The organism is Mesobacillus subterraneus (assembly GCF_020524355.2).
Lineage (GTDB): Bacteria > Bacillota > Bacilli > Bacillales > Cytobacillaceae > Mesobacillus > Mesobacillus subterraneus_C.
Map to the genome: position 1 here is coordinate 247,755 of NZ_CP129019.1, position 19,086 is coordinate 266,840.

At 44.0% G+C, this 19,086-nt stretch carries 15 protein-coding genes and 1 other RNA gene; 9 read left to right on the forward strand and 7 right to left on the reverse strand.

Annotated elements, in window-relative coordinates:
• The first annotated feature begins 528 nt into the window (after positions 1–528).
• The 5 genes from secG (at position 529) to ssrA (ending at position 5,232) form a co-directional block, all read left to right on the forward strand.
• The gene (gene secG, locus LC048_RS01135) at positions 529–762 is read left to right on the forward strand and encodes a preprotein translocase subunit SecG (RefSeq protein WP_214907258.1); all 234 of its coding nucleotides are present in this window, start codon (positions 529–531) and stop codon (positions 760–762) included.
• 170 nt (positions 763–932) lie between these two features.
• Positions 933–1,679, forward strand: a complete 747-nt coding sequence (locus LC048_RS01140) for an alpha/beta hydrolase (RefSeq protein WP_226601684.1) — start codon at positions 933–935, stop codon at positions 1,677–1,679.
• A gap of 83 nt (positions 1,680–1,762) precedes the next feature.
• Positions 1,763–4,147, forward strand: a complete 2,385-nt coding sequence (rnr, locus tag LC048_RS01145) for a ribonuclease R (RefSeq protein ID WP_306049209.1) — start codon at positions 1,763–1,765, stop codon at positions 4,145–4,147.
• A gap of 124 nt (positions 4,148–4,271) precedes the next feature.
• Positions 4,272–4,739, forward strand: a complete 468-nt coding sequence (gene smpB / locus LC048_RS01150; RefSeq protein WP_226601686.1) for an SsrA-binding protein SmpB — start codon at positions 4,272–4,274, stop codon at positions 4,737–4,739.
• A gap of 157 nt (positions 4,740–4,896) precedes the next feature.
• Positions 4,897–5,232, forward strand: a transfer-messenger RNA (tmRNA) gene (ssrA, locus tag LC048_RS01155).
• A 575-nt stretch (positions 5,233–5,807) separates the two neighbouring features.
• Here the strand turns inward: ssrA and LC048_RS01160 are convergent.
• The 3 genes from LC048_RS01160 to LC048_RS01170 all read right to left on the reverse strand — a co-directional run bounded on the left by LC048_RS01160 (position 5,808) and on the right by LC048_RS01170 (position 8,638).
• Positions 5,808–6,041: an LAGLIDADG family homing endonuclease gene (locus tag LC048_RS01160; protein WP_226601687.1), complete on the reverse strand. Its 234-nt coding sequence runs from the start codon at positions 6,039–6,041 to the stop codon at positions 5,808–5,810.
• Positions 6,042–6,185: 144 nt separating this feature from the next.
• Positions 6,186–6,920: a YwaF family protein gene (locus LC048_RS01165; protein ID WP_306049211.1), complete on the reverse strand. Its 735-nt coding sequence runs from the start codon at positions 6,918–6,920 to the stop codon at positions 6,186–6,188.
• Positions 6,921–7,168: 248 nt separating this feature from the next.
• Entirely contained in the window at positions 7,169–8,638 is a 1,470-nt protein-coding gene (locus tag LC048_RS01170; protein ID WP_226601689.1) for a methyl-accepting chemotaxis protein, read from the reverse strand.
• A gap of 175 nt (positions 8,639–8,813) precedes the next feature.
• Here LC048_RS01170 and LC048_RS01175 point away from each other — a divergent pair, with 175 nt between their 5' ends.
• On the forward strand, positions 8,814–9,377 hold the full coding sequence (locus LC048_RS01175; RefSeq protein WP_306049212.1) for an FAD-dependent oxidoreductase: 564 nt from the start codon (positions 8,814–8,816) through the stop codon (positions 9,375–9,377).
• 372 nt (positions 9,378–9,749) lie between these two features.
• On the opposite strand, the gene LC048_RS01180 is transcribed toward LC048_RS01175, so the two are convergent.
• On the reverse strand, positions 9,750–10,301 hold the full coding sequence (locus LC048_RS01180; RefSeq protein ID WP_306049214.1) for a DUF6944 family repetitive protein: 552 nt from the start codon (positions 10,299–10,301) through the stop codon (positions 9,750–9,752).
• A gap of 183 nt (positions 10,302–10,484) precedes the next feature.
• On the opposite strand from LC048_RS01180, the gene LC048_RS01185 reads away from it, so the two are divergent.
• The 3 genes from LC048_RS01185 to LC048_RS01195 all read left to right on the forward strand — a co-directional run bounded on the left by LC048_RS01185 (position 10,485) and on the right by LC048_RS01195 (position 14,639).
• Positions 10,485–10,913: a cell wall hydrolase gene (locus LC048_RS01185; RefSeq protein WP_226601692.1), complete on the forward strand. Its 429-nt coding sequence runs from the start codon at positions 10,485–10,487 to the stop codon at positions 10,911–10,913.
• Between the two features lie 148 nt (positions 10,914–11,061).
• Complete coding sequence (locus tag LC048_RS01190; RefSeq protein ID WP_226601693.1) at positions 11,062–11,517, forward strand: MarR family winged helix-turn-helix transcriptional regulator; 456 nt, start codon at positions 11,062–11,064, stop codon at positions 11,515–11,517.
• Between the two features lie 2 nt (positions 11,518–11,519).
• Positions 11,520–14,639, forward strand: a complete 3,120-nt coding sequence (locus LC048_RS01195) for an MMPL family transporter (protein ID WP_226601694.1) — start codon at positions 11,520–11,522, stop codon at positions 14,637–14,639.
• Positions 14,640–14,683: 44 nt separating this feature from the next.
• Here the strand turns inward: LC048_RS01195 and LC048_RS01200 are convergent, their stop codons facing one another.
• The 3 genes from LC048_RS01200 to LC048_RS01210 form a co-directional block, all read right to left on the reverse strand.
• Positions 14,684–15,658, reverse strand: a complete 975-nt coding sequence (locus LC048_RS01200; protein ID WP_371931974.1) for a glycoside hydrolase family 66 protein — start codon at positions 15,656–15,658, stop codon at positions 14,684–14,686.
• 25 nt (positions 15,659–15,683) lie between these two features.
• Positions 15,684–16,445 (reverse strand): glycoside hydrolase family 66 protein, encoded by a 762-nt coding sequence (locus LC048_RS01205; protein ID WP_306049217.1) that lies wholly within the window; start codon positions 16,443–16,445, stop codon positions 15,684–15,686.
• Between the two features lie 64 nt (positions 16,446–16,509).
• The gene (locus LC048_RS01210; protein WP_306049219.1) at positions 16,510–19,068 is read right to left on the reverse strand and encodes a glycoside hydrolase family 31 protein; all 2,559 of its coding nucleotides are present in this window, start codon (positions 19,066–19,068) and stop codon (positions 16,510–16,512) included.
• Positions 19,069–19,086 lie beyond the last annotated feature (18 nt).

A 19,086-nucleotide genomic window follows, 5' to 3' on the forward strand; every position in this document is an offset into this window, starting at 1 on the left:
ATCGAGACTATGACGGACAGAAAATAGTGGAAAAGGAAAGAAAGTGTCCGTCATCAAGTCTATGACGGACAGAAATAGCGAAAAAAGGGAAGAAAGTGTCCGTCATCAAGTCTATGACGGACAGAAATAGCGGCAAAAGGAAAGAAAGTGTCCGTCATCAAGTTTATGACGGACAGAAATAGCGACAAAAGGGAAGAAAGTGTCCGTCATCGAGGCTATGACGGACAGAAATAGCGGCAAAAGGGAAAAAAGTGTCCGTCATCAAGTCTATGACGGACAGAAATAGCGGCAAAAGGGAAGAAAGTGTCCGTCATCAAGTTTATGACGGACAGAAATAGCGACAAAAGCGAAGAAAGTGTCCGTCATCCAGATTGGATCGGACAGAGATTGTGAGAAAAGAAACTAAATTACCCCTATCATACATGAAATGTCCCTATTTAATCCTCAACAATTCAGACAAGTATTGTTTCATTCTTGAAAATGTGATAAATTTAAAGTACTGTTAGCAGTTTTATCGGGAGGTACGTCATGCATACTTTATTAACTGTTCTTTTAGTGATTGTCAGCCTTGGGCTTATTGGAGTTGTTCTTCTTCAATCAGGCAAGAGTGCTGGTCTGTCCGGTGCGATTTCCGGCGGCGCTGAGCAACTGTTCGGTAAGCAAAAGGCAAGAGGCCTTGACCTTGTCTTGCACCGTGTAACGATCGTGTTGTCTGTTTTATTCTTTGTTTTGACTATTGCCGTTACTTATTTCGAACTATAATACACAATGACCCGGCTTCAATAGAGGCTGGGTTTTATTGTGTTTACACAAGCAAAATCCTCACATATTTCTGGTGGATCTGGGTATTTACATATATAAAGGCTTTTAATTGAATGTTACAAGCATGTTTGTTAAAACTAAGTAAGATATCTGATAGAGGGAGTAGGAAAATGAGAAAGTTAGTGCCAAGACCTTTTACATTTAAAGCTGGAAAAAGAGCGGTATTGCTGCTGCATGGATTTACCGGCAATTCTGCGGATGTCAGGATGATGGGCCGATTTTTAGAAGGAAAAGGATATACATGCCATGCGCCTGTTTTTAAAGGACATGGTGTACCTCCTGAAGAACTGATACATACTGGTCCTGAGGATTGGTGGCAGGATGCGCTTGATGGCTATGATTTCCTTAAGAGCGAAGGCTACGAGGAAATAGCGGTAGCTGGTTTGTCGCTGGGAGGTATCCTGTCCTTGAAGCTTGGATACACCAAGCCGCTAAAAGGAATCGTGCCAATGTGCGCACCGATGCACCTTAAGACCGAAGAGTTAATGTACCGCGGTGTGCTCGAGTATGCGCGCGAATATAAGAGGATGGAAGGCAAGCCTGAAGAGCAAATCGAGGCGGAGGTAAAGGACCTCGAACAAAAATCGATGGCTACGCTGAAAGACCTCCAGGAACTCATCAAGGAAGTCCGCGGAAGCATCGACCTGATTTATACCCCGACGTTTGTTGTCCAGGCGCGACATGATATCATCATCGATCCTGACAGTGCGAATATCATCCATGACAATATCGAGTCTGAACATAAAAAGTTGAAGTGGTATGAGGAATCAGGGCATGTCATCACACTCGATAAAGAACGTGATCAGCTGCATGAAGATGTTTACGAGTTTCTTGAGTCATTAAATTGGAAAGAATAAAAATATATGAAAATTTATTGTGTTGTTTTTGCACCAAGAGCGGCAAGATCACGGAAATAGCCCAATAAAGGAGGGATTTATTAATGGATGAGAATATTAAAGGCCATATAGACAGGCTATTGCATTATATGAAGGATGAAGCTTACAAGCCTCTTACAGTTCAAGAACTGGAAAGCGCCTTTGGGATCGAGGATTCCTCGACATTCAAGGATTTTGTTAAGGCGTTAGTGGTTATGGAGGAAAAGGGGCTAGTCGTCAGGACTCGAAGTGACAGGTACGGACTTCCTGAAAAAATGAATCTCGTACGCGGACGCTACAGTGCTCATGCCAAAGGCTTTGCATTTATTATCACGGAAGAACAGGACATGGACGACATCTTCATCCCGCCGAATGAAACGAGCAATGCAATGAACGGTGACACAGTCCTTGTACGAGTCTCTTCGGACAGTTCAGGTCAGCGCCGCGAAGGAACAATCGTGCGCATTCTCGAACGTGGCGTTTCACAAATCGTCGGTACATACACCGAAAGCAAGCATTTCGGTTTTGTCATTCCAGATGATAAAAAGTTCACAAGTGACATATTCATTCCGAAAGAGGCTGGGATGGGTGCTGTCGAAGGGCATAAGGTCGTCGTAAAACTGACGAGCTATCCTGAGGGTCGGAAAAGTGCTGAGGGAGAGGTTACCGCGATCCTTGGTCATAAAAATGATCCTGGCGTCGATATCCTGTCCGTCATTCACAAGCACGGACTGCCGATGGAGTTCCCTGATGAGGTTCTCAAGCAGGCGAATGAAGCTCCGGACCAGATCAATGAGAGTGAGATCGCAAACCGCCGCGACCTGCGTGATGAAGTCATCGTCACGATTGATGGCGCCGATGCCAAGGACCTTGATGATGCTGTCCAGGTTACAAGGCTTGAAAACGGCAACTATAAACTTGGTGTCCATATCGCCGATGTTACGTACTATGTAACCGAGGATTCACCGATTGACCGCGAAGCAGAAGAACGTGCAACAAGTGTGTACCTCGTTGACCGAGTGATCCCGATGATTCCGCACAGATTATCAAACGGTATTTGCTCATTGAATCCGAAAGTCGACCGGCTGACGCTATCGTGTAATATGGAGATTTCTCCTGAAGGCCAGGTCGTAGATCATGAAATCTATCAAAGTGTCATCAAGACGACTGAGCGAATGACGTACTTCGATGTGAACAGGATTCTTGTTGATCAAGACGAAGAAACGCGCTCACGTTATGATTCTCTTGTTCCGATGTTCGAGATGATGGAAGAGCTTGCCGCTATCCTTCGTAGAAAAAGGATGGAAAGAGGCGCCATCGATTTTGATTTCAAAGAATCAAAGGTACTGGTTGATGAAGAAGACCACCCAACGGAGGTCGTTTTGCGCGAACGTTCTGTCGCTGAAAAGCTGATCGAAGAATTCATGCTCGCAGCGAACGAAACGGTAGCTGAGCATTTCCACTGGCTTGACGTGCCATTCATCTACCGTATTCACGAAGATCCAAAAGAGGATAAGCTGAGAAAATTCTTTGATTTCATTACAAACTTCGGATACCTTGTCAGAGGTTCCGCAAATGGAGTACACCCAAGAGCTTTGCAGGAAATCATTGAAGAAGTACAAGGCAAGCCGGAGGAAATGGTCGTTTCAACGGTCATGCTCCGTTCGATGCAGCAGGCGAAATACTATCCAGAAAGCCTTGGACACTTCGGGCTTTCAACAGAGTTCTACACGCACTTTACATCACCAATCCGCCGTTACCCGGACTTGATTGTCCACCGCTTGATCAGGACCTACTTGATCGAGGGCAAGCTTGACCAGGCAACGAAGGAAAAATGGAATGCAATGCTGCCGGATATCGCCGAGCACTCATCCAACATGGAGCGCCGTGCGGTTGAAGCGGAACGTGAAACGGATGAGCTGAAGAAAGCGGAATACATGGAAGATAAGGTCGGTACGGAATACGATGGCATCATCAGTTCGGTCACGAACTTTGGGATGTTCGTCGAGCTTCCTAATACTATCGAAGGCCTGGTACATGTAAGCTACATGACTGATGATTATTACCGCTATGATGAACGCCATCTGGCAATGATCGGCGAGCGAACAGGCAATGTGTTCCGAATCGGTGATGAAATTACTGTCCGAGTCATCAAGGTGAACAAAGATGAGCGCTCCATTGATTTTGAAATCGTCGGCATGAAGGGCACGCCAAGACGTGAGCGTCCGTCCCAGCCAAAGATCTTCAAGACCGGCAGCAGCGACAAAAAGCCGCGCCGCGGAAAAGAAGAAGAAGGCAAGCGAGGCGGCAGAGGTTCTGGCGGTGGAAGAGGATCAGGAGGAGGCAGAAATGGCTCCGGTTCAGGCTCCGGTCCAAAACCAAAGAACAAGAAGAAAAAGTTCTTTGAGAACGCTCCGTCCGCAAAGCGAAAATCAAAAAAGAGAAAATAGGCAACTCTTTGAGAGCTCCTGATTAGGGGCTCTCTGTTGTCCAAACGGTACAGTCATTTTGCTTATCATTGTGGCAGAAGGTCATTTTTGCTAAAATGATAAACAATAGAAGGGGGAAGTTTTTATGCCAAAAGGAGAGGGAAAGGTCGTCGCGCAAAATAAAAAAGCGAACCACGACTATTTCATCGAAGAAACTTATGAAGCCGGAGTCGTCCTTCAAGGAACAGAGATTAAATCGATCCGCAACGGTCGCGTCCAGTTGAAGGATTCATATGCGAAAGTGCATAACGGAGAACTATTTCTATATAACCTGCACATCAGCCCATATGAACAGGGTAACCGGTATAACCATGATCCGCTGCGTACAAGGAAGCTTTTGCTTCACAAACGCCAGATCGCTCAGCTGATTGGTGAAACGAAGGAAGCAGGATATGCGCTTGTGCCGTTGAAGATTTATCTGAAGAACGGTTATGCGAAGGTTTTAATCGGCCTGGGTAAGGGTAAAAAGAACTATGACAAGCGCGAGACGCTGAAGAAGAAGGAAGCAGGCCGCGATATCGAGCGTGCATTCCGCGAACGCCAGAAAATATAAGCTTGTCAGCTGAGGAAGAGTGTACCAGTTGAAAAAAGTACTCAGTGTGTTATAATAATAACTGTCACCACGAGTGACAACATAACTTAATGCTCGGCTTAACCGAGTTCTCCTAACGTCTGTATCATGGATACAGCAACCTTTTATATGGGGACGTTACGGATTCGACAGGGGTAGTTTGAGCTTAGGTGGCGAGTCGAGGGGATCGGCCTCGTTAAAACGTCAACGCCTATAACTGGCAAAGAAAACAACAACTTCGCTTTCGCAGCTTAATACTGCATAGCGGTTCGCCCCTCCATCGCCCATGTGGTAGGGTAGCGGACTCACTCTAAGTGGGCTACGCCGGATTCCACCGCCTGAGGATGAAGGAAGAGAACAACCAGGCTAGCTGGCCGGCCGCCTGTCGGTAGGCAAAAGGACCAGCGAAATGCCAATATGCCGACTACACTCGTAGAAGCTTAAGTGCCAATATCTTTGGACGTGGGTTCGATTAGTTATTAGTCGCCTTGTGTGGCAACACGCAAGTGAAAATCCGGCTTTATCGGTGAAACCTAAGTCGCGAATAGCGATAGGGCAATGCCGAGTGGTATGTGGAGCAATCCAACAGCCATGTATCGACTTATAGGCTGCCAACTTGGCAGTACTAGGATGCGTGATCTATCCGGGAGTCCGGGTAAAATTACATCTCGCATAATACGCCGGAGGACCTGTACAAACAGGTTCAAGATATAGTCAGTGCCATGTCGAAAGCATGGAATAGCACGTCCCACCGTCTCCACCAATACATATGTTGGTGGATTTTTATTTTTGTGACCTTAAGCATAAGTTTGCCAAATGGCAGGCTTATGCTTTTTTTATTGTAAGAGAGAGTAACTTATGACCAAAGATTAATTAGATCTTAAAGAAAAAGTCTTCAAATTCTATTTTAGCTTTTAACATTTCAGGTCTATACATGCCGTTGCTTGGAGTAACTAACTCATATCTCTCAAGAATCCACAATGCTCTGCGTTTTTTTCTTTCAATTCTTAAAAAAGGATGAATACATTGAAGAGTCGCCAGGACTTCAACTTAATTCTTTATGTTCAATGTGTAAGAGTCTCTATGTACTCCTGGTTTATAATTCCTTTTACTAGTAATGATCCCTCCAGTCAAAGACTGAATATAGATTAAAAGTTCTTTATCCGTAGAAGCAATTGTAAGTATTGGGCGACGATGTTCTTTTTCATGCATTCTTGTTAACGTTATACTTCCTTCCCCATCAATAACACCTGCAATATAACTTGCTTCCCATATGCTTCCCATATCTCCATTTTCCACCTCCTCGAAAAAAGAACAAGTGTTCTTAGTCAATTATATACTTTAATAAATTCGATGAAAACGATAATGCAATTTTTTAGGAAGAATAAAGAAAAGCCCAGAGAACATCTCTGAACTTACCATGGATTTTCAATTCCTCTCCTGCTCTCTTTTAACTCGATCGGAAAACCAGAACGGTACATACAAAATAAAGAAAGTCACTAGCGCAATGGCTTCTAAGGAAATAATATACCACGGCCATGGTCCGAGATAGTCGATCAGTGAGGGATTGACGGGCTTTTCGGAGATGTACATATAGTTTCCTTCTATCAAAAAGTTGACGATGAAGACGATGAGTGTATAGGCGTTCAGCCAGAGAAATGCTTTCCAGATGGACTTTCCGGTCGGCCTGTATCCTGCGACAAACACCATGAACAGGTTGGCGATTACCGTTCCGCCATGTGAAATGAAGAAATGGATATAGCGGTAGTGTGGAAAGGTATACAGGCTGATGTCCGGCGTAATCATCGCCTGGAGGGCACTGCCGACGCCGACAAAATAGGTGAATTCAAACAATGCATACCGTTGAGTCAAAAGCAATATGGCTGAGAGAATGAGAGAGATACTGCTCAAATGCAGAGGTAGTGAATACTGATAGCCCCAATGGCTGCTCCACCAGAGCCAGGCCTGCAGGCTTAGTTCCGAGACAATGAGCACAAGAAACAAGCTGATCCGTACAAAAGAATAGATACGTGCATTTCTTAATGGTTTACGAAAAAAGAAGAGGACAATCATGACTAACAGGAATGCAGCCAGCGTATAAAGGTGGACACTGGAAAAAAGCTGAAAAACATCTTCTGTGCCAGGTTTAAAAAAATCCCTCATAACCAGCCTCCTTTTAAAAAGAAAACATTTCTTGATTTATATATCCTTACTTTACCATACTCAGAGTATTCTCACATATCGGAAACTCATTTGACTGTAAGAATCAGCCACGAAATCTTGGACATACAAAAAAGAGGACGCCCATAAGCAGTATGGGTGTCCTAATATCATGGAATGGCGGAAAAGAGGACACCAATAAACCTAACAAAAAGGAATAGTTCTGTATTCCTTTTTGTCAGCAGTCCTGTCTACTCATTCTCATTCTTATTGGCGAGTCTTTGTAAAGTGTCAATCATTTGTTCAAGGTTCTTAAAGCTCGTGCTGATTGCTTCGATTTGTTGGGTCTGGACACTGAGTGACGCGCTCATTTGTTCAATGGAGGCGCTTGATTCTTCGGTGATATTCGAGATGTTGCCGAGTTCATGACCGATGTCTGTTGAGTTCTTTTCAAGCTTGCTCAGCATGGATTGAATATCTGTCGCCTTGCCAAGAACATCGTTCATATTGTCTGTGATGGAATGGAAAAATTCTTTTGATGAATCTGCCGCTTTTTGGCTTTGGTCAATCGCCTGATTTCCTTTTTGAATCTGTAAGGAAACTTGATGTGTCTGGCTTTGGATGTCCTCTGTGATCAAGGAAATTTCCTTTGCTGAGGATCCGGCACTTCCTGCGAGCTTTCGAATCTCAGAAGCTACTACTGCAAAGCTTTTTCCATGTTCTCCAGCACGGGCGGCTTCAATGGAGGCATTCAAGGCCAATAGATTTGTCTGTTGTGCAATTCCGTGAATGGCATTCAATATCTCATTGATTTTGCCTGTTTTCTCTTCAAGCAGCTGAATGGAGTTTACACTCTCTGCCTGAATTTCAGAGACGATCCCGAGGTCTTCCTGTAGCTTGTGCATCTTTTCATTCCCTTGAAGAGTGACATCCGATGTTGAAATCGATAATTCTTTTAACACCTTCGCATTTTCCGCTACACCGAGAATGAACTCATTGGTACCAAATACCTTCTCGTTAATATCCTGTACTCCTGCCGCCTGCATTTCAACACCCTTGGCAATTTCCGAATACCCAAACGAAATCTCATTTGATATATCGGTGGTGTGTTCTACATTCTTGTATAAATTTTTACCAAATCGCTCTATTGCCTCGATGGAAGTGGAGATTTCCAAAAGTAAGTCCGTCACGATGGCTTCATTTTTCTCCACATCTTCAAGCATCTTCCTCCCCATCAGGGTAATGAAATAGGAGACGATGCCAATCATGAGAATGATGATGTAGGTCACAATGATGTCTAGCAAACTCAGGCTCTGATAATAAGGATGGATGAAGAGATAGATAGTATTGACCGCAATCGCATAAGCGGTTGCAAGCAAGATGACTTTAGCCTCAAGATAGATCAAGGAAAGGGCCATATATAAAAGCAGGGCACCCCAAATTTCTTTTGTAGGGATGAACCATAAGAAAACGAAGGCAATGAAAAAGGAAATTGCGGAAATATAGTACTTCCCTCTAAGTCCTGAATGGGTTTTCTTATAAATGAAGTATAGAACGCCAATTAAGATGGGTGTAATCAAGCTCAGGGCGAAAAAATCATTCCAGGTCACAAGTTTGAACAGGGCGAGAATCAGGATGATTGGAATACAGGATACCAATAAACCGATTAAAGCATAGGTAAGGATTTTGGAACTCATTTTTTCGTATAGGGATATCTCCATGGATCGTATACTCCTTTAGTTAATTAGTCTAATATAGTATATATCGACACTATTAAACTTGTTTAAATACCAAACCGCTGTTTTTAAAAAAAGTTATAGTTTCAAACTATTAGTAAACAGAAGGATTTTTTTGCTATCATAAATGTAGGACAAAATTTAAAGGAGGAATTGTCATATGTATGAAGTAGCCATTATCGGAGCAGTCCCTGCAGGCGGAAGCGCAGCGATTTTCGCAGCGAAGGCTGGCAAGAAAACAATCGTGCTGGAAAACAATAAAAGTGTAACGAAGCGTGCCTGGATGGAGAACCACTATGGTGCTCCTGAAATCTCTGGACCTGACTTAGTTGAAACAGGAATTAAACAAGCGAAGAAATTCGGTGCTGAGTTCGTTGAAACGACAGTCATTTCTGTCAGCAAAACAGGCAGCGGCGTTAAATTGGTAACTGAAAACGGCGAGTATGAAGCCAAGCATGTCATCATCGCGTCAGGCATGATGACGGATGTAGCCGAGGCATCAGGTCTTGAAACAAAAGACGGCACAGAGCCAAGAATCAAGACAATTTTCAACGTCGATGCTGCCGGTAAAACAAATGTTGAAGGCGTTTGGGCTGCAGGCACTTGCGCAGGCGTAAGCATGCACACAATCATCACAGCTGGCGATGGCGCGAAGGTTGCCATCAACGTCATCAGTGAGCTGAACGGGGAGCGTTATGTCGATCACGATGTTTTAAAAGCCTAATTGTAAAAGGTTCTTTCTCATACTTTGTTGCTATTGACAACAAAATAGTATTGAATGATCTATATTTCTTCACAAAATTAAAGATTTATTTTGAAAAAGAGCTTGTACACATATACCGACTACAAAAGGGCTTTTATCCTGACTTAACAACACTCAAAACGAAAACAGCATAGTAAAAAGCCTTGCAGCAATGCAGGGCTTTTATTGTGGTGTGGGAAATCAGCTGCTGTAATGGTCTTCAATCTTCCCGTCATCATCATGAATGTAAGTGAGCGTGTCAGCCTATCCAGCCATTCTTTTCGCTTCGTTCACAGCCTGGGACCTTGAACGAGTCCTGTGCTGATTGGAAGGAAACAAGAATATTGCAGCATTTTAACCATATTCATCCGAGTAATCCTTAGTGGTTCCTATCGCCTGGATCACGGAGCCGGCAGCCTGAATCCAGCTTCCGGAGGTATTGATGTTTCCGCCTTCCCGGCCCTGTAACACGATGATACCTGCGATGGCATGCATGGAATTCCCAATGATTTGAAGCAAGCCTCCATATATATTGTAAAGGGACTCAACTGAACGTTCCTCTGTTAAAGTATCTTTGAGGGCTGCGGTGCCTCCTACTGCTTGCATCAAATTGCCTTTGATATCCAGCTCCTGTCCCGTTACATCATCCAAAGGAAGAATAATGCCCGCAATCACGGTAATATTTCCTGCCGACTGGATCTGGTTCCCGATTTTCTCCAGCGTAAAACGTTCTTCGCTATCTGCGATCAATGCATTGCCTAATGCCTGGAGTTCATTTCCCCACAGGTTAAGGCTGGTCAGCTGGCTTTCTGAAAAATTTTTCAGAGGTGTGCTTCCGATTGCTGCGAGTGTGGTTCCTGAGGCTTGAACCCACGCACCGAAAAGTTCTTTCTGTTTTCTATCCATGATCATCTCCACTTTCATCCTGCTACCATCTTATACAGCCCAAGCGGAATCCGTTAAGCAAAACAATAAGAAATCCGTATAGCCCAAGCTCTTGAATAATAGGATTAGAAGTGAAGGAGTGTAGCCCGGAAACAGAGGGGTTATTCAACTATATATTGAGAATCCGATGGTGGAGGTTATGCCATGGCAGTAGTAAAGCATACGGAGGCTGATGTTGATCTGCTGGCGCGATTATTGAGAGCAGAGGCTGAGGGTGAAGGGCAACAGGGAATGCTGATGGTGGGAAATGTAGGGATTAACCGGATACGTGGGAATTGTTCTGATTTTAAGGGGTTAAGGACTGTTCCGCAGATGATTTATCAGGAACATGCTTTTGAAGCAACTCAAAAGGGTTATTTTTATCAGCGTGCTAGAGAGTCTGAGAAAAGACTCGCAAGGCGAGCGCTTAAAGGGGAGAGGGTTTGGCCGGCAAAATTCAGCCTGTGGTATTTCCGGCCGTCAGGGGATTGTCCGCCGACATGGTACAATCAGCCGCATGTTGGCCGATTTAAGCGTCACTGCTTTTATGAACCCACGGGTGAAGAATGTGCGAATATATATAACACCTTTTAAATATCTGGGCTGCCTAATAAACTTAGGCAGTCTTTTTGTTTTTCTATTGACATAGGATTTGCTCAGGATTAAAGTTAAAAAGGTTAATAGTTAAACAGTTGAACAGTTAAACGGTGGAATAAGTTTTAGACGGGGTGAATATATAAACATGTGTGATAAATCGATCAAAGATTTAGTGGACCATTATATCCATGTTACTTTCTCGGTCAACAAGATTGCCGAAGGAATGATCAAAGAAGAAATAGGAACAGACCTGACGAATGACCAGCATTATACATTGCGGTATATCAACAAGGTGGGCACCTGTACTTCCTCCGAACTGGCGGAAGTGTTCGATGTCAAAAAGAGTGCGATCACAGCGATTATTACCCGGCTGTGGGAAAAAGGGCTAATTCAGAGAACGCGGGACGAAAATGATCGGCGTTTAGTTTATCTGGCTTTAACTGAGAAGGGAAATGAACTTTTCCAAAAAACAGAGGAGCGGATCCAGGCTTTGGTGGGATCCTTTATTGAAAAGTTCGATCAGGATGAGATCGTCCAGTTCCTTGAGACGTACGACAAACTGAATGAAATTTTAACAGATAGAAAGAGCAGGGTGGAATAAACGTGAAATTCATAATTAAACAGAAATGGTTTGTTATCATCTCCTGGATTTTGGTTGCTGCAGGCCTGTTCATGACTGCACCAAACATGGCTGAGCTTGTAAGGGAAAAAGGGCAGATTACTGTTCCTGATGAGTATTCGTCAACATTGGCCGGCAAAATAATGGATGACGTAAGGAAACAAGAAGGTGGAGGGGATGATACCCAGGTCGCGCTTGTTTTCCATAGTGAAAAGACATTGACACAGGAAGAAATCAAAGAAGCGGAGAAAGCAATTCGTGAACTTGAAGAAAATAGTGAAGAAATCGGGATCACCGAAATCCTGACACATTTCAATGAAGAAAGTCTGAAGGCTCAGCTTGTCTCCGACGATGGAAAATCAATATTGACCTCAGTCACGGTCAACTGGAATGACCGCGAACCAGCACAGGTCAGCAAGCTGCTCTATGAAACAATTGAGGATGTTAATGTTGACCACTATTATACAAGTCAATGGCTAATCAATGAGGATTTGATGAACAGTTCTGAGGAAGGGTTGAAGAAGACAGAAGGAATTACAGTTGTCTTTATCCTTGTTGTGCTGCTGCTTGTGTTCAGGTCTGTCATCGCTCCCATCATTCCATTATTGACGGTAGGGATGTCTTACCTTGTTTCACAATCAATCGTAGCGATGCTTGTTGATCAATTCGATTTCCCGCTTTCGAACTACACGCAGATTTTCCTTGTGGCGGTTTTGTTCGGAATCGGTACGGATTACTGTATTTTGCTGCTCAGTCGATTCAAGGAAGAGCTGGCACATAATGAAAGCGTACCGGCGGCAATCATCACGACATACAAGAACGCAGGCCGTACAGTATTTTTCAGCGGTGTAGCGGTTATGATCGGTTTTGCTGCAATTGGTTTCTCACAATTCATCCTCTATCAATCTGCGGCTGCTGTAGCGATTGGCGTCGCGATGCTGCTGCTTGGACTATTCACCATTGTCCCGTTCTTCATGGCGATCCTGGGTCCGAAAATCTTCTGGCCTTCAAAACAGAGCGCAGAGCATGGCGAAAGCAAGTTATGGGGAACAGTCGGGAGCTTCTCACTGGCCCGCCCATTCCTGAGTCTCCTGATTGTAGCCGCGGTTTGCGTGCCGTTCCTGTTTGCCTACGATGGGGAGCTAAGCTATAACTCATTGGATGAAATCAGTGGCGATGTAAACTCAATCAAGGCTTTTAACGCCATTGCTGACAGCTTCGGACCTGGTGAATCGATGCCGACACAGGTTATCCTGAAAAATGACGAAAGAATGGATTCAGCTGAATACGTCGAGCTGGCAGAGAAAATCAGTTCTGAACTGGAAAAGGTCGATCTGGTTGATACAGTTCGTTCGGTCACAAGACCAACTGGTGAACCAATCGAGGACTTCTTTGTTTCGAAGCAGGCAGAAACACTCGGTTCAGGCCTGGGAGAAGGAAAAGAAGGTCTGGATAAAATCAGTGAAGGCCTGCAGGATGCGGAAGCAGAGCTGTCCAAATCAGCTCCGGAATTGGAAGGTGCAGCAGATGGCATCAACCAGTTAATCAGTGGAACGACGGAAATTAAGTCAGGTCTTGGTGAGATCCAGACCAATCTGTCGACTATCAAGAGCGGCATCCGCCAAGGGTCTGCTGGCGCTGGCCAGATTAAGGCCGGATTGGAGGAAGCTCAGGCGAGAGCAGAGGAATTGCTTGCCGGGTATAAACAGCTTCAGGCTAACTATGTTGTGATGCAAACTGGTCTTGAGCAGCTAGAAGATGGCTACAAGCAGGCAGGAGATGGAATAGCCAGCCTATCTGGAGGAATCCTCCAGGCGCATGGCCAGCTGTTTGGCTATTTAGAAAAAAGAGATGATACGTTAAACGCAGACCAAAACTATCAAAAAATCAAAGGCGAGGTTAGCTATCTTGAAGGTGAACTGTCCAAAGCATCAGCAGGTCTTAGTCAACTAAATGAGGAACTGCCCAAGCTGACAGGAGGAATGGCACAAGCTAATAAAGCTTTTGCTGAAGCCCTTGCACAGCAAGCTGGCTTCGGTCCTGGTCTTCAGCAGCTCATCGACGGGATTGAGCAGCAGCAGGCTGGATTGAATCATCTCGCTGACGGACAGGGACAGATTGTCGACAATTTCCCTAAACTGACGAATGGTCTGACAGGAATCACCGCCGGACAACAGCAGTTGCTTGCAGGGTTTGGAGGTCTTGGTGGACAATTGAACCAGCTTACAGATGGTCTTAGTCAGAGTACTGATGGTTTGAACCAGGTATCTGAAGGTCTTGGCTCTGCGCAGGAATATTTGGATGGGCTGGCTCAATCGGATTCCGATAGCTTTTACTTGCCGGCAGATGTTCTAGAGAGTGAAGACTTCACTCAGGTTTTCGATGTCTATATGTCAAAAGACCGTAAAGTCATGACAATGGATGTTATTTTTGAAGCGAATCCTTATTCAAATCAAGCAATGGCTCAGGTAGCTGAAATTGAGGCAGCCGTCGAGCGTGCGACGAAAGGAACGAAGCTTGAAAACGCAGATGTGGCAATCGGCGGCATCACGAGCACGAATGCAGATCTTGATACGATGTCCGGACAGGATTACTCCCGTACAGTCATCTTGATGCTGCTGGGGATTGGAATCATCCTGGTATTCCTTTTCCGTTCGATCATCATGCCAATCTACATGATCGGCTCACTGATTTTAACGTATTATACGGCAATGGCTGTCAACGAGGTTATCTATGTTGATATCCTTGGTTACTCAGGCATCAGCTGGGCAGTACCGTTCTTTGCGTTTGTCATACTTGTTGCCCTTGGCGTCGACTACAGCATCTTCTTGATGGACCGTTTCAATGAATATAAGCATCTATCAATCTCAGAAGCTATGCTTCTTTCGATGAAAAAGATGGGAACTGTTATCATTTCTGCAGCGATCATCCTTGGAGGAACATTTGCGGCGATGATGCCATCGGGAATGATGTCCTTGCTGCAAATCGCTTCGATTCTCCTGGTAGGATTGTTCTTATATGCCTTCATCATGCTGCCGCTGTTCATCCCGGTTTTGGTGAAGAACTTCGGTGAAGCAAACTGGTGGCCGTTTAAAAGAGTATAAGTGAATGGAAAAAAAGAGGCTGCACGCTGCAGCCTCTTTTCATTTCATTCATATTCAATGACCACCATATCCCAATAAGTGAGCGACGGCAGAGTGAAAATGATTTTATCCCGATTTTGTCTAAAAGGAATGGAAATGGGTTTCCCGCCTTTGACATCCGGTGAAGCCATCCAGATTTTCTCTGCTTTTTTAGCATCTGTCATTACAAAGGGTAGGTTTTTCTGCGTTTCCGGTTTTGCCTGTTCGCCGTTTGGATCCCGCCATTCCATTGAATTGGCATGAAGGAAATTAATAAAATGAAGAATTTTTTTATCCTCTTTTTTTTTCGCAATGACCCAAAGTTCATTCTGCTTTGCTGCATCAACGGATAAAGGCAATCCATCTTTAGATTTCAATGAAACACCTGATTCAGTTACGGAATCTCTTAACAAATTTTCATATCCTGTCAGGAAATCGTAGTAAGAAATCAGTTTCTCTTCTAAATTAGCTGGAAGCTGTAACTGGTTATGAGGAAAATATTCTTTGGACAGCATATGTTCTCCAAGCTCCAGATGGGCGCCTCCATTCGCAAAAATAACCGAATTCGCGAGCAATATCCCAGGTTCATTGAATTCACCTGGCTCGTTGGAATGCTGGTAATTCATATAAGCAGCAAGAACTGAGCTTTTTCCGCCTGAAAGAGATGTGTTTTCATCCAGGATTTTTTTCAGGTCATTGAAATATCTAAATTCATCCCAGACTTCCGTATATAAGAAGGCTGGTGATGCCTGTGAAATCGAAGTTTGTCCATACTGGTTCACGGCATTCATGACAATCTGTTTTTCGGGAAAGCTGTCTTTGATCTTTTTTAAAAAAGGAGCAAAGCTCTCATCGATCGATAGTTGGTCTCCCCACTCATTAAAGACTTCGCCGCGATCACCTAACTGGTCAATATGCCAGCCATCGAAGGGGAGGGCCTCATAAACCATGCGCTGCTGGTCAATCAGATAATCCTGCCACCATGGGTTGGTGGGGTTCATGATCTTAATATTGCTTTTCCACTGCTCAGGAAGGGGGGTGCTGATCGATTGTATTCTGTTCCCGGTCCTTGTACAAATGCCACTGATCTGGCAGCGCTCGTTTTTCGAAAGATCCATATAGTAAATTGTACGCCATGGCTTCCATATTGCGATCGTGTGCCAAGGCGATGTAATGGTTAAGAGTCTGAAGAGCTATCTCGCGATTCGCCACATCCTGCCAGTGTGATGCAGGCGAGCCAGAGTTCAGCTTGACAGGTTGTTGATGCTCATAATGCCAATCATAGAATTGCAGCCCGTTGAGATGATAGCGGTTTAAAGTGGAGATTATTTTTTCTAGCTTCTCATATGGCATTTTGTTGAAGCTGGAAAGGAACCCGTAACGTGGGAATTTGCTCCAATCGCTTGATACATCCACTGCAATGGTTTCGGTCTGTACTTCATCTTCAGTGAAAAATTTGACTTCCACAAGGTATCCTCTGAAATCTTCCTTCGGTGGAACCCATGACCACGAGTCTTTGTTCGTGAATTCTTCCTCTTTTAATTTTTTGTCTAAATGAAAATAGGAAACATTAAGTCTATATTCTGTGACGTCGGAAGCAAGCTTGAATTCTACTGTATCACCAGGGTTGTAGCGTGATTGATGTGTTTGTAAACCTGTGAATAGCTTCTTTCCGGCTACAGGAGTGTGAATTTGAGGACTTTCTTTTGGATACGTCCCGATCACATACATGGATAGGATAATTGGAAAAATCAATATCAGGAATAGCCAAACTCTTTTCTGCTTCATTTGATCACCACCTATTAGAAAATGATAGAAGGGGCTAATCGTAAGTGATTAGCCCCTAAAGTCATTAAAATTTGATTTGTACTTTTTTGCTTTCCTCTGCTGGGATGTTTACGTACAAAGTTTTCGTTTCCGTTTCAAAGAAATAAGAACGTTTTGTTTCTGTCATTTCTTCCACAGATGTAACTGCTTTGTAACGATGCTGTGCAGCCTGGACTTTTTTAGGCGCTTGCTCGTTATTCAGCTTCAATGTGTATTGCTCGATGGCAGAATCGAAATTGTCCGCTGACATCGTTCTTCCGAATTCAATTTTGTTTTGCTTTTTCTCGATATGGAAGTCGGTTACATCAAATTCGCCATTGCGATGGTCAAGTGATGCGCCGTCATCCTCATAGAAGCTATATGTTGCTTCATTTTTAAGGTATGTGTCTAATACAAGATTCGTCAACTCATTTTCACCTGTATATTGCTGTACTTCACGAGTCGGGATCATTGAGTCCTTTTTCACGAAGATTGGCAGGTGACCAAGTGGTGCATCCACCTTGATTGTTTGTCCACCGTCATACTCTTTGTTTGACCAGTAATCTACCCATGTTTCACCCTGTGGCAGGTATACGTCACGGCTAGTCTGCCCTTGTGTAACAACAGGAGCAAGCATCATAGAATCGCCGAACATGAACTGATCGTTGATGTCATACGTGTTCTCATCTTCCTGGTAATGGTAGACAAGCGGCTGCTGGACCGGTGTGCCTGTTTCAGAAGAATCTTTGAATGCATTGTAAAGGTAAGGCATCAACTGGTAACGCATTTCGATATATTTCTTGGAGATTTCTTCAACTTCCGGACCAAACGCCCAAGGCTCCTGACCCTGTTTGATCGCTGCTTTGGCATCACTATCATAATGGATCCGAGAGAATGGCAGGAATGCCCCGACCTCAATCCAGCGCGCAAACAATTCAGCATCCGTCCGCTGAGCGAAACCGCCAATATCGTTTCCTACGAATGATACCCCTGAAAGACCGATATTGGTGTTCATCGGAATAGACATTTGCAAATGTTCCCAGTTACTTACGTTATCGCCAGTCCAAAGTGCAGCATAGCGCTGTGTTCCGGCAAACATGTCACGAGTCAAAACGAAAGGACGTACATTTGGCTTGTGCACTCCCCAAGCATCATAAGTTGCTTCAGCTTCATCATGACCGTATAGATTATGGTATTCAGTATGCAGTTTTTTATCATTTTCATAGCCAAAATAAGAATCGAGCGGCATCGTGTGATTATGCTTGTTGTCATCAAGGAATACAGCCGGCTCATTCATATCATTCCAGATACCGTCAATTCCTTCGTCAAACAATATGTTGTGGTTCTTAGCCCACCATGTGCGGACCTCCTCTTTTGAGAAGTCAGGGAAAGCAGATTGTCCTGGCCAGACTGGACCAATGAACGGTGTTCCGTCTGCATTCTTTCCCCAGTAATCATTTTTCGTACCTTCCTGGTACAAACGATAATTTTCATCCTGTTTAACAGCTGGATCATTGATTGCGATTGCGTGGAATCCAGGCATCGATTTCAGCTGTTTCAAGGCTTGCTTGTATTTCTCGTCCCAAGTGAAAACACGGTATCCATCCATGTAATCAATGTCAAAGTGCATCGTATCCAGAGGGATATTTTTTTCGCGGTATGTTTTCGCTACATTCACGATTTCATCCGCTGTGTATCCCCACTTACTCTGGTGGAGACCTAATGTCCATTTTGCAGGAAGGTCCATTTTACCGGTTAATTCTGTATAAACATCCAGTACGTCCGAGATTTCAGGTCCGTTCATGAAATAGTACGTAAGAGGGCCGCCATTGGCATAAAAGTAATAGTAGTCATCTGACTCGCTCGCCATTTCATAGTAAGAACGGTAGGAATTATCGAAAAGAATTCCGTATGCCTTTTTATCCTTCAAACCGATGAAGAAAGGAATGGAGGTGTATACATACTTCGTGTCTTTGTCATATGAATAAGCATCTGTGTTCCACATGCCGATGCTTTCACCGCGCTGGTTGAAATTCAGGCCAGCCTGCTCACCGAAACCGTAAAAGTTCTCGCCTTTTTCGGTCTTCTTGAAAACATATGGCTTGCCGTCTTCATAACCAGCGGCCGAACCGTTTTGCAGGTAGTCTTCATTGATGACATTGCCTTGCTTGTCCATAAATTTCACACCGAATGGTGCTTTACTGATTTTGATGGTCAATTCATCCGTTGAGATGGTGAATTCCTTTTGTCCATCTTGTGTCTTGAATTTTGGAGTTTCCCATTGTTGCTTTTTAATAGCAGGTGAAAACTCTTCCTTCTCTCCTTCTTTTAAAATAGAAACTTTTACAAGATCTTTTGAAAAAATACGAATAAATGCATTGTATTCTCCTAAATCGAATTGAACACCATTGTCCAATTTCTTGACGCTTTGAGCCGTCAGCTTTTGCAGATTTTCCTTTTTCAAAGGTGTATCTGCTTCTGGCTGTGTAACTGCCGCAAAGGCAAAGTTTAAATTCGCTGAAAGTGCCAGCATGATCACAGTACTGATCATGACAAACAATCTGAGCGTTTTGTTCATAGGTCCCATGTCCACAACTCCATTCAATTTTTCTACCTCACTGAC